Origin of the sequence: Streptomyces sp. 2114.4 (genome assembly GCF_900187385.1) — a bacterium.
In the GTDB taxonomy this organism is placed as follows: Bacteria; Actinomycetota; Actinomycetes; order Streptomycetales; family Streptomycetaceae; genus Streptomyces; species Streptomyces mooreae.
The window spans coordinates 4,627,173-4,645,930 of the sequence record NZ_FYEY01000001.1 but is presented as its reverse complement, the minus strand read 5'-3'; the positions used below and the strand labels follow the sequence as shown (position 1 = coordinate 4,645,930).

The window sequence follows — 18,758 nt, the reverse complement described above, 5'->3', positions numbered from 1 at the left end:
TCAACGACCGTCAAGGGGGCTCGTCACGCAAGGGCACCTGGCACGCGTAGCGTGACGGGGTGCCCCACCGAGCTCCCCATACGACCTTCACCACCGAGAGCGGTTCCTTCTGCACGGCCCGCTGCACCTGCGGCTGGCGGGGTCCGGCCCGTCGTGCCCGCTCTCAGGCGCGTACGGACGCCGAGCGCCATCTGGCCGACGTGGCCGCCGGACCGGGTGCGGGCACCGACCCCGAGCGCCCCTCGGAATGAGAGAGTCCGTTCCGGGAACCCCCAACGCCCTTACGGCATCTGCCTAGTGAGGGGAGTACGCGCACCGCACCGGTAACGGACGGCACGGACGACACCGGACAGTGCGGAGCAATCCCGGGCACAGCGGAACGCGAGGGCAGACGCCGCCGCGGCCGTCCGGTGCGGCCTTCCCTGCACGCGCCCCGTGACCTGCGGCCGGGCCGACGGCAGGCGGGGCAGGACCGTATCCACGACATCGAGGGGGATTCATCCCAGTGAAGCGGCGCACACTCCTGCAGGCGGGCGGCGGACTGGCGGCGGCCTCGGCGGCCCTGGCCACCGGCTGCGACAACAAGACCGGCAAGGCGGGTGCGGCGTCCTCCGCCTCGGACACCGGCGCCGCGACCGGCACCGCTGCGGCACAGACCAATGCGGCCTCCTCCGCGGGGGCCGCCGTCCACAGCCGGGCCTCCCAGGCCTCCTGGACCGCGCTGGGCAAGAGCCTGGACGGCAAGCTGGTGCGGGCCTCCGACGCCGCCTACGCGACCGCCCGCCGCCTGTACAACACCCGCTACGACACGCTGAAGCCGGCAGCCATCGCCTACGTCGAGCACCCAGCGGACATCGCCGAATGCCTCGCCTTCGCCCGGCGCAACGACACCCCGGTCGCCATCCGCAGCGGCGGCCACTCCTACGCCGGCTGGTCCAGCGGCAACGGCAAGCTCGTCATCGACGTCTCCGCGCTCTCCAAGGTCGGCGCGCCGTCCGGCGGCACCACCGCCATCGGCGCCGGCGCCAAGCTCATCGACGTCTACGAAGGCCTCGGGGCGCACGGCGTGACGATACCCGGGGGCTCCTGCCCCACCGTCGGCATATCCGGCCTCACCCTCGGCGGCGGCCATGGCGTGGTCTCCCGTGCGTACGGGCTGACCTGCGACAGCCTCGTCGGCGCCACCCTGGTCACGGCCGACGGCAAGACCGTCGACTGCGACAAGAGCCGCCATTCCGACCTGTTCTGGGCGCTGCGCGGCGCCGGCAACGGCAACTTCGGCGTGGTGACCGAACTCCGCTTCCGTACGCATCCGGCGCCCCGCGCGGTGATGGCGTACCTCACCTGGCCGTGGTCCAAGGCGGCGAAGGTCGTGGCGTCCTGGCAGAAGTGGGGGCCGGTGCAGGCCGACGAGATCTGGTCCGCCTGCCATCTCGACGCCCGCCCCGGCAACACCCCGTCGGTCTCCGTCGCGGCCTTCTCCCTGGGCAGCTACGGCGACCTGAAGAACGCCCTCGACAAGCTCGCCGACCAGCCGGGCGGCCCCGGCCCCGCCAAGAGCGTCCACCTCACGCCGACCGGCTACCTGGACGCGATGGAGTCGTACGCGGGCTGCTCCTCCAAGTCCACCGCCCAGTGCCATATGCCGGGTTCGCTGCCCGGCCACACCGGCGCCGGGCAGCTGGGCCGCGAGACCTACGCGGCCCGCTCGCACTTCTTCGACCGCTCGCTGTCCACGGCCGGCATCCGCACGCTGATGGACCAGATCGAGGCGGGCGGCCGCAAGGGCGTGGCCGGCAACGTGGCGCTGACGGCGCTGGGCGGCGCGGTCAACCGCGTCGGGCGCACCGACACCGCCTTCGTCCACCGCGGCTCGCGGTTCCTCGCCCAGTACTTGACGTCCTGGCCGGCTGGGGGAGGGTCGTCCGCCACCCGCACAGCGTGGCTGAATTCCTTCCATGACGCGATGCGCCGTTACTCCTCGGGCGCCGCCTACCAGAACTACACCGACCCCGGCCTGACCGACTGGAAGTCCGCCTACTACGGCGCCGCCGCCACCCGGCTCGCCCAGGTCAAGCGCACCTACGACCCGCAGCGGCTGTTCAGCACCTTCCCGCAGGCGCTCTGACACCGCCCGGCACACCGGCGGACACACGGACGGCCCGGCCCCCGCGAGGGGTCCGGGCCGTCCGCATCCGCCAGGTCATCGCTCCCTGGGGCCGCCGGACCGGTGCGTGCCACCCGGTCCGGCGCTCCCTCAGGCCGCCAGGTCCTTGTCCCGCTCCTTCTGTCCCCGCCCCATCGCCGAGCCGGTGGCCACCACCCGGCCGCCCTCGGCGTCCGGCCCCGCGGAGCCGTCCGCACCCGGTGCCCGCACCAGCCAGGCCAGCTTCGACCGGGCGATCGCCGTCGTCAGCGGCACCAGCAGCGCCTGCGCGAGCGGCGCGAGCAGCAGCGCGACGGCGGTGCCCAGCGCGAAGCCGCCGATCACATCGGTCGGGTAGTGCACGCCCATGTAGACGCGGCAGAAGCCCTCCGCGAGCGCCAGCGCGATCCCGATCAGGCCGTATTTGCGGTGGGCGAGGAACAGGCCGACGCCGACCGCCATGGTGAGCGTCGCGTGATCGCTCACGAACGAGAAGTCGCTCTTGCCGGGGATCAGCACTTCCAGCCCGGCGTGGTCCTTGAACGGCCGGGGCCGCTCGACGAAGTTCCGGATCGGGATGTTGGCCAGCAGCGCGAGGCCCGCGGCCAGCGGCGCCCACATCAGGCCCGCGACGGCCGACGGTGCGCCCGGCCGGCGGCGCGCGGACCACCAGGCGATCAGACACAGCACCCCGAGGCCGGCGATGATGCCGTACTCGCCGATGTACTCCATGGCCTTGTTGACCCAGTGGGGGGCGTCCTTCGCGAGACCGTTGATGCCGTCGAGCACGTCGACATCGGGGTTCGGCCCCTCGAGTGCGAGTCCAGCCATCTGCCGCGGCCCCTTATCTTTCGCGCGCGCGAGCGCCGTCGTGTGCTGCCTGCCCCCGTGGTCGTCGAGCGTGTGCCGTGTCGAACTGCTCCGCTACGTCCCCACGCCAAGGAAACGCGATGTCCACCCCAGCCGTTCCACTCTCTACCGGATGATCACCAGGACGTTATCGAAGCTTGATTCATCACTGCAGTTCAGGGCCCTATGTTCACGCAGCGTTCGCACCGGGCAGCGCTTTTGCGCCATCGGACGTGACGCGGGTGGCACCGATGTAGTCCGGCGTATCGATCTTGTCGAACCGGATCACGGCCCCGGTGTACGGCGCATTGATCATGTACCCACCACCCACATAGAGCCCCACATGGTGGATCGACCGCGGGTCCTTGAGGTTGTAGGCGAAGAACACCAGGTCCCCCGGCAGCAGCTCGTCCCGCTTCGGATGCGGTCCGGCGTTCCACTGGTCGTTCGCCACCCGCGGCAGCTCGATGCCCACGGAGCGGTACGCCGCCTGGGTCAGCCCCGAACAGTCGAACCGCCCGCCCTGCGCCGCCGTTCCCGTACCACCCCACAGATAGCGCGTGCCGAGCTTCTCCTGCGCGAAGTAGATCGCCCCCGCGGCCTGCTTCGACGGCGCCACCGGACCCGAGGGCGCCTCGAAGCTCTTCGCGAGCGTCGTGATCGTCTTCACGTAGTTCCGGGTCTCGCGGTACGGCGGCACCCCGTTGTACTGGATCACGCGGTACGCCCCCGCGTTGTACGCCGCGAGCATGTTGTGCGTGGCGTTGCCCGGCGCGCTCTTCACATAGCCGGCCAGCTCGCAGTCGTACGAGGCCGCCGACGCGATCGCGTCCTGCGGGTCCCACACGTCCTTCTTGCCGTCGCCGTTCCCGTCGACGCCGTGCGTCTGCCAGGTCCCCGGGATGAACTGCGCCATGCCCTGAGCGGCCGCCGGGCTCTGCGCCCGCGGGTTCCACCCGCTCTCCTGGTAGAGCTGCGCCGCCAGCAGCGCGGGACTTATCGCCGGACAGAGCGTCCCCCACTTCTGCACCAGGGGCTGGTACTCGGCCGGCACCGCCCCCTTCGCCAGCCCGAGCGCCCGCCCGCCGGCCCCGGCCAGCCGGGCCGCCACCGTGTACGTACCGATCACAAGCAGCCCGAGCAAGCAGAGCACCAGCCCTGTCCCGAGCCCTCCGGCCACCCAGAATTTCCGCACGCCCCAACCCTCCCCCATTCAGCCCCGGTTCACTGCCTTTTTCCGGCCGCTCCGCGCGCGCCGTGCCGCTCCGGCGCGGCACGGCGGCGCATGACCCGGCGCAGGGGGCGCTCCGGCCCGGGGGCGGACGCTGCTCCCGACGGCCCCCGGAACACCGCCGGATGAGCGACACTCATCAAGAGCGCCGCGGCGGAACGAGGTCCGCCGACCGGCACCATGACAGCAGATGACCGCCACCCGAACGGCCCCGGCCGCAACGGCACGCCGGACCGGCCACCACTCTTTCCGATGATCATTGCCCAGGGGTGACCCCCGTGATACACACGGTGATACCGGTCGGTTCAATGGACGGCGTGCGCCCACACGTCCACGCGACTCCCACGGGATCCGTCAAAGAAAGCCGCCAAGACGACAGCTGACGGCCCGTTCGTCAGCGAAGATAGAGAGCGACCCGCGCCGCGTCGGCACGGGCACACAACTACCCACCAAGGGGCGGTGAGTTCACACATGTTCATTGCGGCCGAAAAAGGCGACATCACCACCATCATCGGCGGAATCGCCCCGGACTGGGGACCGTTCGGGAGCCTGGGCAACGAGGCCCGCGTGATGGTCGAAGTGGTCATGGCGGTGGCGATCCTGCTCTGCCTCGGCATCGCGATCTGGGGCGCCGCCAAACAGCGCATCGGCGCCACCGCGCTGCGCGACACCTTCAGCGCCGAGCAGGGCAAGGGCCTGATCGTGGCCGGCCTGACCGGCGTCTTCATCATCGGCTCCCTGGGGACACTGTTCACCATCGTCTACGGCATGGCGGTCTAGCGCACCCACACCCGAGGGCCTGCCGGGGCCGGCCGAGCGGTGCACACCCCCGTCCGCACCCGGCCCCGGGCCGCTCCCCCTGCGCCCCCGCCCGCCATCCCTCCGCCGCCCCGTGCCCCCACTCGCTCCCACCGGCCCCACCTTCCTGCCGAGGCCCCATGCTGACGCCCCATCACGCCCGGCCCGACGGCCCCGTCTCCCGCGCCCGGGCCACCCCCGCCACCAGCGGACCGATTGGGCGGGCCGCTGCGCGGGGACAGGTGGACCCGGAAGCAACAAGGCGCAAGAAGGCGACGGCAACCGGGGAGCGGGCGATGAGCACAAATACCCCAGAGTCCCCCATTCGCCGCTGTCGTACCGCATCTGAGGACCCGTCACGGTGAGATGTACTCGTACCGCTGCACCCGAGCCGCCGCCCGCGCGGCTACGGTCATATGAGGGCGGCACAACTACGGCATGCACGGCGACGGCGGCAGAGGGGGCACAGGCGCGATGAGTCTCAGTGACGACGGCGGCTACGGCGGCGACGGCCACCGCGGTCCCGAGACGGGCCAGACACGGACCAGACTTCCCGACAGCGACGGTGACATCTACGGCTCGGGACGGCGGCCTCGCGCCGGCATGTCCAGCCGCAACCTCGTCACCATCGTCGGCGTGATCGTCCTGCTGCTCGCGGCCATCGCCTTCGCCAACCGCGGCGGAAGCGGCAACAGCGAAACCCCCTCCGGCGACTCCCCCAAGGACACCGACCAGTCCCAGCCCACCGCCCCCACCGGCACCAAGCCGGTGACGGGCAAGAACGGGGGGATCGCGTCGGGCTTCGCCAAGACGGAGCAGGGGGCGCAGTCGGCGGCGGCTAATTATGCGGTGGCGCTGGTTTCCGCCAACATCCTGAAGCTCAACGAACGCCACGCGATCGTCAAGCAGGCCTTCGCCCCCGCCAAGGTCAACGAGATGCAGGGCAAACTCGACGCCGCGTACTCGACCGCCTTCCTCAAGAAGCTCGGTCTCGACGCGAACGGCAACGCAGCCCAGGGCATGACCTACATCTCACGCACGGTTCCCGTCGGCACCAAGCTCGTGAAACTCACGGGTGACACCGCGAACCTCGAAGTGTGGTGCACGGGCTTGTTCGGTACAGCCGGCGCGAAGTCGACCACGCCGGTGACAAGTGACTGGTTCACCATGCGGCTCCAGCTGACGTGGGCAAGTGGCGACTGGAAGGTCGAGGGCTTCTCCCAGCAGGACGGCCCCGCCCCGGTCAACGGTGACAACAAGACGTCCGGTGCCGACCAGATCGCCAAGGCAGTCGAGCAGTACGGAGGGTTCACCTATGCGCGGTAACCGAAGGCGTGCCCTCACCGTCACCGCTGCGCTGGCGTCCGTACAAACCACTGTGTTCCTGCTGGCCACGCGCGTCCTGGCGGCACCCAACCCCAGCCCGTCCCCCAAGGACAACTGCGACCTGATCGTCGGCCCCGCCAAGAACTACTGCCAATCCGGCGACAAAGCCGGCTCCGGCGCCCCCAAGCCCCCCGGCGGCCTCACCGACAACAACCCCCTCGACCCCCTCGACTCCCTCGCCAAGGGCTGTGCCAAAGCCGCCGCCTGGATCGTCACCAAGCTCTCCGACGCGGTGAAGGCCACCTCCCAGGTCGACTTCACCAACACCGCCTTCCTGCGGCAGTACGCGGTCGTCTTCGCCGCCTCCACCATCCTCACCCTGGTCCTGTGGCTCCTGGCGGTCGCCAAGCGCGCGGTGCGCGGGGTGCGGCTCACGGAGGCGATCAGTGAGGCGGTCGGGTTCCTCTGGCTGACCGTGCTCGCCTCCGCGTTCACCCCGCTGATCCTCTACACGATCGTCTCGGCGACCGACGGGGTCACCGAGATCATCGCGAAGGGGACCGGGGCCCAGACCGACACCTTCTTCGGGGCGTTCTCGCAGGCGCTCACGAAGGGCACGGACATCGGCGGCGGCCCGATCATGCTGATCGTGGTCTCGCTGGTCTCCGTGCTCGCCGCCGGTGTGCTGTGGCTGGAGCTGGTCATCCGGGCCGCGCTGCTGTACGTCGGGGCGCTGCTCGGCACCGTCGTCTACGCCGGGCTGGTCGACAAGAACATGTGGGGGCACGTACGCCGCTGGGCGGGCATCATGATCGCGGTGATCATGGTGAAGCCGGTCATCGTCATCGTGCTCGGCATCGCCGGTGCGCTCTCCCACGACAAGGGCCCGAACGCCTTCTCCGCCGTCGTCTCCGGCCTCGCGATCATCGTCCTCGCCATCTTCGCCAGTGCGGTGATCTACCGCTTCGTCCCCGGCTTCGGCGACGAGATGGTCTCGGCCCGTACGAACAAGGGCCGGGCCACCGACGGCAGCCAGGCCGCCGCGATGATCTCCTCGCCCGCCGCGCTGGTGTCCCAGGGCATCAAGACCCACAGCTCCCGCCGGTCCGGCGGCGACGGCGGCGGGCAGCAGGGCGCGCAGGGCGGCCAGTCCCGGCCGGCCGACGCGGTGGCCGGCGGTGTCGCCGCGCACAGCTCCCGCACCGGCGGCGGCCGCTCCTCGGCCCCCGCCACCCCCGCCCCCCGTACGAACCCCGGCCCGGGCAGCAGCTCCCGCACCGGCAAATCAGCAGGAGGTGAGGGGCGTTGAGCACGCAGTCCCACCCGATCGCGCCACGTCGCACATACCTGATCGGCCGCGCCCGGCCCAACGCGATCGTCGGCAAGAACCGCGAGACCGGTGAGATCGCGCTGATCATCGCGGGGGCGTTCCTCGGCATGATGTGCGGGCTGCTGGTGCCCATGCTGCCGCTGCGGATCGTGTCCCTCACCGGCTTCCCCGTGCTGGCGCTCGCCCTCGTCTACGTGCCGTACAAGGGCCGTACGTTCTACAAGTGGTTCGAGATCCGGCGCAGCTTCCGCCGGACGGTCCGCCGCGGCGCCACCTACCGCTCCGGCGCCGCCGAGGCGGGCGTCCGGCTGGACGGCCGGGAGATCGAGATCGGCCCGCCGCCCGGCATCGGCCGGATCAACTGGCTCTCCGCCCCGTTCGGCCCGGACGAGATCGCGGTGCTGCTGCACGCCGACCGCAAGACGGTGACGGCGGCCATCGAGATCGAGGGGCCGGGCGTCGGCCTGCGCGACAGCGAGGACCAGGAGGCGCTGGTCGACCGCTTCGGGACGCTGCTCAAGCATGTGGCCAACGGCGACGGCTTCGTGACCCGGCTGCAGATGCTGGCCCGGACGCTGCCGGCCGACCCGGACGCCCATGCCAAGGACGTCGCCCAGCGCGGCGACAAGAACTCCCCCGACTGGCTGCAGGACTCCTACGACCAGCTCCAGTCGATGGTCTCCACCTCCTCCGAGCAGCACCGCGCCTACCTCGTCGCCTGTATGCACTACACCCGCGAGCTGGCCGCCGAGGCACACACCATGGCGCGCGCCGCCCATATGCACCAGGGCGGACTGCTGCGCAAGAAGCTGGACCGCGACGCCGGCCTCGCCGTCGTCATGGCCCGCGAGCTGACCGACATTTGCGCCCGGCTCGCCGAGGCCGACATCCGCGTCCGCCAGCCCCTCGGGCAGGCCCGCCTCGCCTCCCTCGTGCACTCCATGTACGACCCGGACCACCCCATCGACCACATCCAGGCGATGAGCAAGCGCAACGCCTGGCCGGCCGAGCTGGACGCGATGGAGCCGACGTATCTGCAGGCCAAGACGCGGGAGTCGACGACCCGCGCGCCGTGGTGCCACGCCACCGCCTGGGTCAAGGAGTGGCCGCTGACCCCGGTGGGCGTCAACTTCCTCGCGCCCCTCCTGGTGCACACCCCGGACGTGATCCGTACGGTCGCGGTCTGCATGGACCTGGAGCCCACCGAGATCGCCATCGAGCGGATGCTCACGGAGAAGACGAACGACGACGCCGAGGCCAGCCGCGCCGCGAAGATGAACCGGGTCGTCGACCCGCGGGACGTCGCCCACCACGGCCGCGTCGACCAGCGCGGCGAGGACCTGGCCTCCGGCGCCGCCGGCGTCAACCTCGTCGGCTACCTCACGGTCTCCTCCCGCTCGCCCGAGGCGCTCGCCCGTGACAAGCGGACCATCCGCGCCTCGGCCGGCAAGTCCTACCTCAAGCTGGAGTGGTGCGACCGCGAGCACCACCGGGCGTTCGTCAACACCCTGCCGTTCGCGACCGGAATCCGCCGCTAAAGCCGCTGGGAGGCGCGTACGTCATGGCCATGCTCGATCCGCTCGGAGCGCTCACCGACGCGTTCACCAGCTTCCTGTTCGGGAAGGTGGAGACGACCCGGCTGCCCGTACGCACCTCCACCGGCCAGGCACAGGCGGTCTACCTGCCCACCGCAGCCCCCGGCCTCGGCGACTCCGGCGTGATCATCGGCCGTGAGGTCTACAGCGGCAAGGGATACATCTACGACCCCTTCCAGCTGTACGGACAGCAGCTGCCGGCCCCGCACTGGCTGGTCCTCGGCGAGTCCGGCAACGGCAAGTCCGCGCTGGAGAAGACCTACGTCCTGCGCCAGCTGCGGTTCCGCGACCGGCAGGTCGTCGTCCTGGACGCGCAGGGCGAGGACGGCGTCGGCGAGTGGAACCTCATCGCCCAGGAGCTGGGGATAACCCCCATCCGCCTGGACCCGACCGCCGCCCTCAACGGCGGCATCCGCCTCAACCCCCTCGACCCGTCGATCACCACCACCGGCCAGCTGGCCCTGCTGCGCACGATCATCGAGGTCGCGATGGGCCACGGCCTGGACGAACGCTCCGGCTTCGCCCTCAAGGTCGCGCACGCCTACGTGAACGACACCATCACCAACCGCCAGCCCGTCCTGACCGACATCGTCGAGCAGCTGCGGCACCCGGAGGCGGAGTCGGCCGAGGCGATGAATGTCGACATAGACGACGTCCGGGCCTGGGGCCTGGACGTGGCGCTGGTCCTCGACCGGCTCGTCGACGGTGACCTGCGCGGGATGTTCGACGGGCCGACTTCGGCGGGCATCGACCTCGACGCACCGCTGATCGTCTTCGACCTCTCGCACATCGACCGCAACTCCATCGCGATGCCGATCCTGATGGCGATCGTCGGCGTCTGGCTGGAGCACACCTGGATCCGCCCCGACCGCAAGAAGCGCATCTTCCTGGTCGAAGAGGCCTGGCACATCATCAACTCGCCCTTCGTCGCCCAGCTCTTCCAGCGGCTGCTGAAGTTCGGCCGGCGGCTCGGCCTGTCGTTCGTGGCCGTCGTCCACCACCTCAGCGATGTGGTCGACGGCGCCGCCGCACGGGAGGCCGCGGCGATCCTCAAAATGGCCTCGACCCGCACCATCTACGCCCAGAAGGCCGACGAGGCACGGGCCACGGGACGGGTCCTCGGCCTGCCACGCTGGGCCGTCGAGATCATCCCGACCCTCACCCCCGGCATCGCGGTCTGGGACGTCAACGGCAATGTGCAGGTCGTCAAGCACCTCATCACCGAGGCCGAACGCCCGCTCGTCTACACCGACCGGGCGATGACCGAGGCCTCCGCGATGTCCGAGGCGTCCGCGATGCCGACGGATGAGGCGCGCGCCCTCCAGGCGGCGGCGGACGCCGAGGCCGAGGCACGCGCCGAAGCCATGGCGATGGAGCGGCAGTGGAGAGACGAGTCGAGCGAGACGGTGGCGTGACGCGCGGATACGACGACGAACGAGGCGCCGACCGGGGCTACTACCGCGATGCCGCCCGTGGCCGGGGACGCGGCATCCCCGACTCCCTGCTGGTCGGACTGCTCGCCTTCCTGCTGGGCCTGACCCTGCTGGTGTGGACCGCAACCGGCCTGGCCGGCCTGTTCACCCACGGCGCCTGGCCCGACGGCGTCACCTACCCCGGTACGCCGATGGCACTGCGGCACCTCGTCTCGGCACCGCACGACATGGCCGCCGCCTGGCCCGACACCCCCAAGGACCAGCTCTCCGGCTACGGCCTGTTCTGGGGCATCCTCATCGGCGAACTGATGGTGCTGCTGGTCCTGACGATCTTCACGCTGGGGACCGTCACCCGCTATCGCGCCGTACGGGCGGCACGGCGGGCGAAGACCAGGGAGGCCCGGGGGCTCCGGGATTCGGCGATCGGCGCCGACCAGACGGGATGGAACCCGCGGCGGGCCGGGGAGGCACAGCAGGCCGGGGAGACGCGGCCGGCCGGCGGGGCACCGGACGCCCCTCGCAGCGCGGTCCGCGAAACGCCCCCCACCACTCCGGGAACCCCGGAGCCCCCGCCGCACAGCGAACACGCACCGACCGGCCCGGCCGTACCGACCACACCCGCCACACAGGCCACACCCGCCGCACCGCCCCCTCCGCCCCTCGACACCGCGAACGCGGCCGCCGCCACCGGCCCCGTCCCCGAACAACGCACCGCTCCCCCGGCCGCCCCAGCACTCCCGGGCACCGAGCTCCCCGACGCCCGCACCGAACCCGCCCTCCCCCGCCTCCAGTTCGCCACCGACCGCGCCGTCACCCTCGCGGCCTCCCTCACCACCGCGGCCGCCGCCCCGGGCCCTCTGATCGTCGCCACGACGGACCCCACCCTCTGGTCCGAGACCAAGGACACCCGCGCCAAGCTCGGCCCCCTGCTGACCTACGACCCCACGCACCGCCTCGACACCCCGGCCCGGCTGCGCTGGTCACCGACCTCCGGCTGTACGGACCTCGCCACCGCCGCCGCCCGTGCCGCCGCCCTGCTGGCCCCCGTACGTCCTTCCGGGGCACTGGACTCGGCCGTCGCGGACGCCGCCCAGACCCTGCTGCGCTGCTGGCTGCACGCCGCCGCGGTGGACGGCCGCCCGTTCCGCCAGCTCCACCGCTGGGCGCACACCACCGGCGCCGCCCAGGAGCCCGTACGCATCCTGCGCACCAGCACCAAGGCTTCCGGAGGCCAGGCCGGCGAGCTGGAGTCGGTGCTCACCGCCCACCCCGAACGCCGCGAAGTGGCCCAGCAGTTGGTGGGGCGGGCACTGGCCTCCCTCTCCTCCATCCACATCCGGGACGCCTGCAATCCACTTCGAACGGATTCGGCCATCCTCGAATCATTTATCGATGAGGGGGGAACGCTTTACGTGGTAGGCGACCCCATCGAGGATCCGCGTACCGACCCGGGTGCGATGCCCTTGCTCACCGCACTCCTCTCGCACGTGGTCGAGCACGGCCGCCGCATGGCCGAACGGTCATCTGACGGTCGGCTCGACCCACCACTCACCCTCGTCCTGGACGACATCGCGGCCCTCGCCCCCCTGCCCGCGCTCCCCACCCTCCTCCGGACGGGCCGCAGCCGCGGACTGCTCACCCTGGCCACCATGCGCTCCCAGGAACAGGCCCGCGCCCGCTGGCCACATCACTCCCTGCCGGCCTGACAGCCGCCCGAGGCCGGACGCCCGCGCGCCGGCCTTGCGCCGGATCCGTCCGGTGCACGATGAGGCGGTAGTGCCCGATACCCGATGACGCGGAAGTGTCTGCTGGGGCGAAGTGCCTGCTGGGGCGGAAGTGCCCGCACCGCACCCCCACAGGCCCGGGCGGCCCCCTTCGCCGCCCTGCCCCTTCCCCACCGGGACCTCAGTCCCGCCCGGAGCTCAGTAGCGCCCGGAGCTCAGTCCCGCAGCAACCGCGACGCACACCACGCCAGTTGCTCATCCATCGCGGCCGACCGGCTGCCGGCGATACCCGACCGCAGCAAGGCCGCCCCTTCCACCAGCGCGACAAAGGTCTCCGCCCGAGCCCGGCAGAACTCACCCGGCCAGTCCGGCCGCCCCTGCCGGACGAACGCCTCCACGTGCGCGACGTACTTCCGGTAGAACTCCCGGACCACCGCGGCGATGTCCTCGTCCCGTGCCGCCAGCGCCCAGACCTCGACATAGAGCCGCACCAACTGCGGATCCTCCTGCTCGGCGAGGAGCACCGCCACCACCTCGCCGGGGTTCGCCGCCCCCTCAGGGCTTTCGAGGGCCGACGGATCGTCGCGCACCGTCCGCAGCCCCGTCGCCTCGGCCAGCCTCTCCAGGGAACGGTCCAGCGCCCGCTCCAGCACCGCCTTGATCAAATCGGCCCGGGCCGGGAAGTAGTGCTGCAGATGCCCGACCCGCACCCCCGCCGCACCGGCAATGGCCCGCAACGAGGCATCCGCCCCTTGGCCACCAGCACGGCCTCGGCGGCATCGAGCAGATGCGTACGCCGCACACTCCCCTGCCGCGTCAACGCCGAAGCCTTCCCCTCACCCAAGCCCTGCCCCTCCATCCCTTTCCACTCCTCCCTCTCCTTGCTTCACCCTTTTCCTCTCCTCCCTTCCTCCCTCACGACACCTCGACCTGCACGCCCGCCTTCTCCAGGGCGGGGATGACGTCCTGTGGCCTCGGCACCATCTCGGGAAAGGCCACCCCACGAGGTGCCGCGGCACCGTCCGCTCCCACCACCCGGCGCAGTCCCAGCAGCCCGCCCAACGCCGTCAGATGGGCCTGTCCGGCCGGATCGGCGACCGTCGCCGTACGCCGCTCACCGCTCCGGCCGTGCACATCGATCCGCAACAGTGCGCTCCCGCCCTCACCCGGCGCATACAGCATCGACCGCCGCACCGACTCGAACCGGTCGCCACGCCCCCACCGAAAGAACCCAGTCCGCTTGAGCGCCAGCAGCACGGACGTCGAGGAGTTGGCGCTGAAGCCGATCCGGGTGACGGCGGTGTCCACGCCGAGCACCAGCGGCAGCGTGAACTGCTCCGGCGTATCGATCCGCGCCACCTTGGTCCGGTGCCCGCCCACCACGACATGCCCCACACCACTGAGCGGCATGATCATCCGCCGCCGCCCGCCCTCGGTCACCTCGTAATCAAGACCGAGCCGGTCCATGAACTCCACCGAGTCGGCACCCGCCCGGTCCTTGAGGTCGTAGCGAATCGCGATCTCGACCGCCGAGGCCCCGCCGAGCTCCGCCGCCAGCGCCGCGGAGACCAGCCCGCTCACCCCGCCCATCCAGCCGGACGACAACAGCACCGGAGCCCGGGGCCCCTCCACGGCCGCCACCGCGACGGCCCGCTGGAGCCGCGTCGTCCACCGCGTGAGGTCCGCATATGGCACACCACCCCGGGTCGCCGCCAACAGCACCCGGTCCTCGGGGTCGTTCACCGCGCTGATCACGGCCCGCACCTTCGCCGAGAAGGGCGTCGGGTCACTCAGGTCCCACCGTCGCACCTTGGCCCCGACCTCCTCGGCGAGCGCACGACCGCGCTCCGGGGTACGCCCGGTCAGCACCAGCGGCCAGTAAGGCGCCGCAAGCCGGGCCAACTCTCCCCCCACGGTGCCGTATCCGCCCACCACTAGCACCGGGCCCGTCAGCTCTAACTGGATGTCATCGTCCACGACGCCGAGATTAGGTCACGTGACCTAGAAACTCAATGACACCAAGCGCCCAGGCCACCACCGAAGCCGGCCCACCGCTCGCTACGGGGCAGCTGCTACGGGACGGCCCTACGCCCTGCCCCTGGTCAGCGCCATCTCCCGCTCCAAAGCACCGGCATCCTTCGGATCGGCAAGAGTCCGCCCGGTCGCCACAAACCCCACCGCTCGATAGAACGCCTCGGCCCGCAGGTTCTCCTCGTGCACCCACAGCCGTACGCGCTCCACCACCGGCTCGCCGAGCCCCCACGACCACTCGATCGCCGCCCGGAACAACTCCCGGGCCAGCCCCGTCCCTCGGTGTTCGGGCCGCACATACGCCCCCACCACATGCGTCTGCGGCACCTCCTCGCCCTCCTCGACCAGGACCACCACCATGCCGCCCCAACTACCGTCCGCCGCCTGCCCGACGAACGTCACCGCCGCACCGCCCTCGTCGGGGGACGATGCCTGCCGCTGCCAGAACGCATCCGGCCGGCCGGCCGCGGCCTCCAGGGTCTCGTTGAACGCCACACGAGCGACCGGGTCACCCAACGCCGCCAGCCGCAGCTCCTTGAGCTTCTTCCACTCATCCGCCGTCACCGGCCTGATCACATGCGCCATGCTTCCCAGCATCCCAGCCCGTGATCCCGCCGGGCCAGATTTCCGTTTACGGCCCCGGAACGCAGAAAAGCCCCGCACCATAAGGTGCGGGGCCTTCCCACAAAGATTGTTCGGCGGCGTCCTACTCTCCCACAGGGTCCCCCCTGCAGTACCATCGGCGCTGAAAGGCTTAGCTTCCGGGTTCGGAATGTAACCGGGCGTTTCCCTAACGCAATGACCACCGAAACACTATGAAGATATCAACCCGGACATGACACAGGTCGTTACTTCAGAACCTACACAGTGGACGCGAGCAACTGAGGACAAGCCCTCGGCCTATTAGTACCAGTCAACTCCACCCGTTACCGGGCTTCCATATCTGGCCTATCAACCCAGTCGTCTACTGGGAGCCTTAACCCCTCAAAGGGGGTGGGAGTCCTCATCTCGAAGCAGGCTTCCCGCTTAGATGCTTTCAGCGGTTATCCTTTCCGAACGTAGCCAACCAGCCATGCCCTTGGCAGGACAACTGGCACACCAGAGGTTCGTCCGTCCCGGTCCTCTCGTACTAGGGACAGCCCTTCTCAAGACTCCTACGCGCACAGCGGATAGGGACCGAACTGTCTCACGACGTTCTAAACCCAGCTCGCGTACCGCTTTAATGGGCGAACAGCCCAACCCTTGGGACCGACTCCAGCCCCAGGATGCGACGAGCCGACATCGAGGTGCCAAACCATCCCGTCGATATGGACTCTTGGGGAAGATCAGCCTGTTATCCCCGGGGTACCTTTTATCCGTTGAGCGACGGCGCTTCCACAAGCCACCGCCGGATCACTAGTCCCTACTTTCGTACCTGCTCGACCCGTCAGTCTCACAGTCAAGCTCCCTTGTGCACTTACACTCAACACCTGATTGCCAACCAGGCTGAGGGAACCTTTGGGCGCCTCCGTTACCCTTTAGGAGGCAACCGCCCCAGTTAAACTACCCACCAGACACTGTCCCTGATCCGGATCACGGACCCAGGTTAGACATCCAGCACGACCAGAGTGGTATTTCAACAATGACTCCACCCTAACTGGCGTTAGAGTTTCACAGTCTCCCACCTATCCTACACAAGCCGAACCGAACACCAATATCAAGCTATAGTAAAGGTCCCGGGGTCTTTCCGTCCTGCTGCGCGAAACGAGCATCTTTACTCGTAATGCAATTTCACCGGGCCTATGGTTGAGACAGTCGAGAAGTCGTTACGCCATTCGTGCAGGTCGGAACTTACCCGACAAGGAATTTCGCTACCTTAGGATGGTTATAGTTACCACCGCCGTTTACTGGCGCTTAAGTTCTCAGCTTCGCCGACCCGAAGGTCGACTAACCGGTCCCCTTAACGTTCCAGCACCGGGCAGGCGTCAGTCCGTATACATCGCCTTACGGCTTCGCACGGACCTGTGTTTTTAGTAAACAGTCGCTTCTCGCTGGTCTCTGCGGCCACCACCAGCTCACCGAGTAAATCGGATCACCAGCAATGGCCCCCCTTCTCCCGAAGTTACGGGGGCATTTTGCCGAGTTCCTTAACCATAGTTCACCCGAACGCCTCGGTATTCTCTACCTGACCACCTGAGTCGGTTTAGGGTACGGGCCGCCATGAAACTCGCTAGAGGCTTTTCTCGACAGCATAGGATCATCCACTTCACCACAATCGGCTCGGCATCAGGTCTCAGGCTTCATGCTGTCCGGATTTACCTGGACAACGCCCTACACCCTTACCCCGGGACAACCACCGCCCGGGCTGGACTACCTTCCTGCGTCACCCCATCACTTACCTACTACCACCTTGGGTCAGCGGCTCCACCACTCCCCTTCACCCGAAGGATCCAGGGCGGCTTCACGGCCTTAGCATTAATGGATTCGATATTGGGCGCTTCAAAGCGGGTACCGGAATATCAACCGGTTGTCCATCGACTACGCCTGTCGGCCTCGCCTTAGGTCCCGACTTACCCTGGGCAGATCAGCTTGACCCAGGAACCCTTAGTCAATCGGCGCACACGTTTCCCACGTGTGTATCGCTACTCATGCCTGCATTCTCACTCGTGAACCGTCCACAACTCGTTTCCACGGCTGCTTCACCCGGCACACGACGCTCCCCTACCCATCACAACGGACGTTGGTCCTCATGTTGCAATGACACGACTTCGGCGGTGTGCTTGAGCCCCGCTACATTGTCGGCGCGGAATCACTTGACCAGTGAGCTATTACGCACTCTTTCAAGGATGGCTGCTTCTAAGCCAACCTCCTGGTTGTCTCTGCGACTCCACATCCTTTCCCACTTAGCACACGCTTAGGGGCCTTAGTCGATGCTCTGGGCTGTTTCCCTCTCGACCATGGAGCTTATCCCCCACAGTCTCACTGCCGCGCTCTCACTTACCGGCATTCGGAGTTTGGCTAAGGTCAGTAACCCGGTAGGGCCCATCGCCTATCCAGTGCTCTACCTCCGGCAAGAAACACACGACGCTGCACCTAAATGCATTTCGGGGAGAACCAGCTATCACGGAGTTTGATTGGCCTTTCACCCCTAACCACAGGTCATCCCCCAGGTTTTCAACCCTGGTGGGTTCGGTCCTCCACGAAGTCTTACCTCCGCTTCAACCTGCCCATGGCTAGATCACTCCGCTTCGGGTCTTGGGCACGCTACTCAACGCCCTCTTCGGACTCGCTTTCGCTACGGCTTCCCCACACGGGTTAACCTCGCAACATACCGCAAACTCGCAGGCTCATTCTTCAAAAGGCACGCAGTCACGACACAAGGACAAGTCCTTGTGCGACGCTCCCACGGCTTGTAGGCACACGGTTTCAGGTACTATTTCACTCCGCTCCCGCGGTACTTTTCACCATTCCCTCACGGTACTATCCGCTATCGGTCACCAGGGAATATTTAGGCTTAACGGGTGGTCCCGCCAGATTCACACGGGATTTCTCGGGCCCCGTGCTACTTGGGTGTCTCTCAAACGAGCCGCTAATGTTTCAGCTACGGGGGTCTTACCCTCTACGCCGGACCTTTCGCATGTCCTTCGCCTACATCAACGGTTTCTGACTCGTCTCACAGCCGGCAGACTGTGAAAGAGAGATCCCACAACCCCAACCACGCAACCCCTGCCGGGTATCACACGTGACTGGTTTGGCCTCATCCGGTTTCGCTCGCCACTACTCCCGGAATCACGGTTGTTTTCTCTTCCTGCGGGTACTGAGATGTTTCACTTCCCCGCGTTCCCTCCACACTGCCTATGTGTTCAGCAGCGGGTGACAGCCCATGACGACTGCCGGGTTTCCCCATTCGGACACCCCCGGATCAAAGCTCGGTTGACAGCTCCCCGGGGCCTATCGCGGCCTCCCACGTCCTTCATCGGTTCCTGGTGCCAAGGCATCCACCGTGCGCCCTTAAAAACTTGGCCACAGATGCTCGCGTCCACTGTGCAGTTCTCAAGCAACGACCAGCCACCCACCACCCCAACCCGAAGGCTGAGTTCACTGGGGCCGGCATCGCGAAGGTCCAGACCACAGTCCGTACCCTCAGATACCCAACAACGTGCCCGACACGACCAGCCGACTCCTGTGTTCCACGCCGAAGCAGTACTAACAGTCCTCATCTGACCGTGCCGAATAGTCAACGTTCCACCCATGAGCTGACCACCGTCGGACGTTTGCCGACGTAGTGGCTCTGGATCTCTTGCGAGATCTAGATG

General features: G+C 68.4%; 13 protein-coding genes and 2 rRNA genes. 8 read left to right on the top strand and 7 right to left on the bottom strand.

Annotated elements, in window-relative coordinates; genetic code table 11:
- Positions 1-59 precede the first annotated feature (59 nt).
- Both CFW40_RS20425 and CFW40_RS20420 read left to right on the top strand, forming a co-directional pair.
- On the top strand, positions 60-251 hold the full coding sequence (locus CFW40_RS20425) for a hypothetical protein (protein WP_088799248.1): 192 nt from the start codon (positions 60-62) through the stop codon (positions 249-251).
- 254 nt (positions 252-505) lie between these two features.
- Entirely contained in the window at positions 506-2,128 is a 1,623-nt protein-coding gene (locus tag CFW40_RS20420; RefSeq protein ID WP_088799247.1) for an FAD-binding oxidoreductase, read from the top strand.
- A 129-nt stretch (positions 2,129-2,257) separates the two neighbouring features.
- On the opposite strand, the gene CFW40_RS20415 is transcribed toward CFW40_RS20420, so the two are convergent.
- The gene (locus tag CFW40_RS20415) at positions 2,258-2,977 is read right to left on the bottom strand and encodes a phosphatase PAP2 family protein (RefSeq protein WP_088799246.1); all 720 of its coding nucleotides are present in this window, start codon (positions 2,975-2,977) and stop codon (positions 2,258-2,260) included.
- Positions 2,978-3,185: 208 nt separating this feature from the next.
- Positions 3,186-4,190 (bottom strand): bifunctional lytic transglycosylase/C40 family peptidase, encoded by a 1,005-nt coding sequence (locus CFW40_RS20410; RefSeq protein ID WP_088799245.1) that lies wholly within the window; start codon positions 4,188-4,190, stop codon positions 3,186-3,188.
- A gap of 507 nt (positions 4,191-4,697) precedes the next feature.
- Between CFW40_RS20410 and CFW40_RS20405 the strand changes: the two genes are divergently transcribed.
- The 6 genes from CFW40_RS20405 to CFW40_RS20380 all read left to right on the top strand — a co-directional run bounded on the left by CFW40_RS20405 (position 4,698) and on the right by CFW40_RS20380 (position 12,414).
- The gene (locus CFW40_RS20405; protein ID WP_031067282.1) at positions 4,698-5,006 is read left to right on the top strand and encodes a hypothetical protein; all 309 of its coding nucleotides are present in this window, start codon (positions 4,698-4,700) and stop codon (positions 5,004-5,006) included.
- 492 nt (positions 5,007-5,498) lie between these two features.
- Positions 5,499-6,350: a hypothetical protein gene (locus CFW40_RS20400; protein ID WP_088799244.1), complete on the top strand. Its 852-nt coding sequence runs from the start codon at positions 5,499-5,501 to the stop codon at positions 6,348-6,350.
- On the top strand, positions 6,340-7,659 hold the full coding sequence (locus CFW40_RS20395) for a hypothetical protein (protein WP_088799243.1): 1,320 nt from the start codon (positions 6,340-6,342) through the stop codon (positions 7,657-7,659). Before CFW40_RS20400 ends, CFW40_RS20395 begins: the two co-directional genes overlap by 11 nt.
- Positions 7,656-9,218 (top strand): SCO6880 family protein, encoded by a 1,563-nt coding sequence (locus tag CFW40_RS20390; protein WP_088799242.1) that lies wholly within the window; start codon positions 7,656-7,658, stop codon positions 9,216-9,218. The genes CFW40_RS20395 and CFW40_RS20390 overlap by 4 nt, the downstream gene beginning before the upstream one ends.
- 29 nt (positions 9,219-9,247) lie before the next feature.
- Positions 9,248-10,690, top strand: a complete 1,443-nt coding sequence (locus tag CFW40_RS20385; RefSeq protein WP_088802245.1) for an ATP-binding protein — start codon at positions 9,248-9,250, stop codon at positions 10,688-10,690.
- Positions 10,687-12,414, top strand: a complete 1,728-nt coding sequence (locus CFW40_RS20380; protein ID WP_107446795.1) for a TraM recognition domain-containing protein — start codon at positions 10,687-10,689, stop codon at positions 12,412-12,414. The genes CFW40_RS20385 and CFW40_RS20380 overlap by 4 nt, the downstream gene beginning before the upstream one ends.
- A gap of 233 nt (positions 12,415-12,647) precedes the next feature.
- Here the strand turns inward: CFW40_RS20380 and CFW40_RS20375 are convergent, their stop codons facing one another.
- The 5 genes from CFW40_RS20375 to CFW40_RS20355 form a co-directional block, all read right to left on the bottom strand.
- The gene (locus CFW40_RS20375; protein ID WP_256992062.1) at positions 12,648-13,169 is read right to left on the bottom strand and encodes a TetR family transcriptional regulator C-terminal domain-containing protein; all 522 of its coding nucleotides are present in this window, start codon (positions 13,167-13,169) and stop codon (positions 12,648-12,650) included.
- 178 nt (positions 13,170-13,347) lie between these two features.
- The gene (locus CFW40_RS20370) at positions 13,348-14,409 is read right to left on the bottom strand and encodes a saccharopine dehydrogenase (RefSeq protein ID WP_256331363.1); all 1,062 of its coding nucleotides are present in this window, start codon (positions 14,407-14,409) and stop codon (positions 13,348-13,350) included.
- Between the two features lie 108 nt (positions 14,410-14,517).
- Positions 14,518-15,048, bottom strand: coding sequence for a GNAT family N-acetyltransferase (locus CFW40_RS20365; RefSeq protein WP_088802242.1), 531 nt, complete (start codon positions 15,046-15,048; stop codon positions 14,518-14,520).
- A gap of 108 nt (positions 15,049-15,156) precedes the next feature.
- Positions 15,157-15,273 (bottom strand): 5S ribosomal RNA (gene rrf, locus CFW40_RS20360).
- Positions 15,274-15,346: 73 nt separating this feature from the next.
- Positions 15,347-18,467, bottom strand: a 23S ribosomal RNA gene (locus CFW40_RS20355).
- Positions 18,468-18,758 lie beyond the last annotated feature (291 nt).

Coding starts and splice junctions, on each gene's coding strand:
- CFW40_RS20415 (WP_088799246.1), bottom strand. CDS start 2,977: ATGGCTGGACTCGCACTCGAGGGGCCGAACCCCGATGTCGACGTGCTC.
- CFW40_RS20405 (WP_031067282.1), top strand. CDS start 4,698: ATGTTCATTGCGGCCGAAAAAGGCGACATCACCACCATCATCGGCGGA.
- CFW40_RS20400 (WP_088799244.1), top strand. CDS start 5,499: ATGAGTCTCAGTGACGACGGCGGCTACGGCGGCGACGGCCACCGCGGT.
- CFW40_RS20395 (WP_088799243.1), top strand. CDS start 6,340: ATGCGCGGTAACCGAAGGCGTGCCCTCACCGTCACCGCTGCGCTGGCG.
- CFW40_RS20385 (WP_088802245.1), top strand. CDS start 9,248: ATGCTCGATCCGCTCGGAGCGCTCACCGACGCGTTCACCAGCTTCCTG.
- CFW40_RS20365 (WP_088802242.1), bottom strand. CDS start 15,048: ATGGCGCATGTGATCAGGCCGGTGACGGCGGATGAGTGGAAGAAGCTC.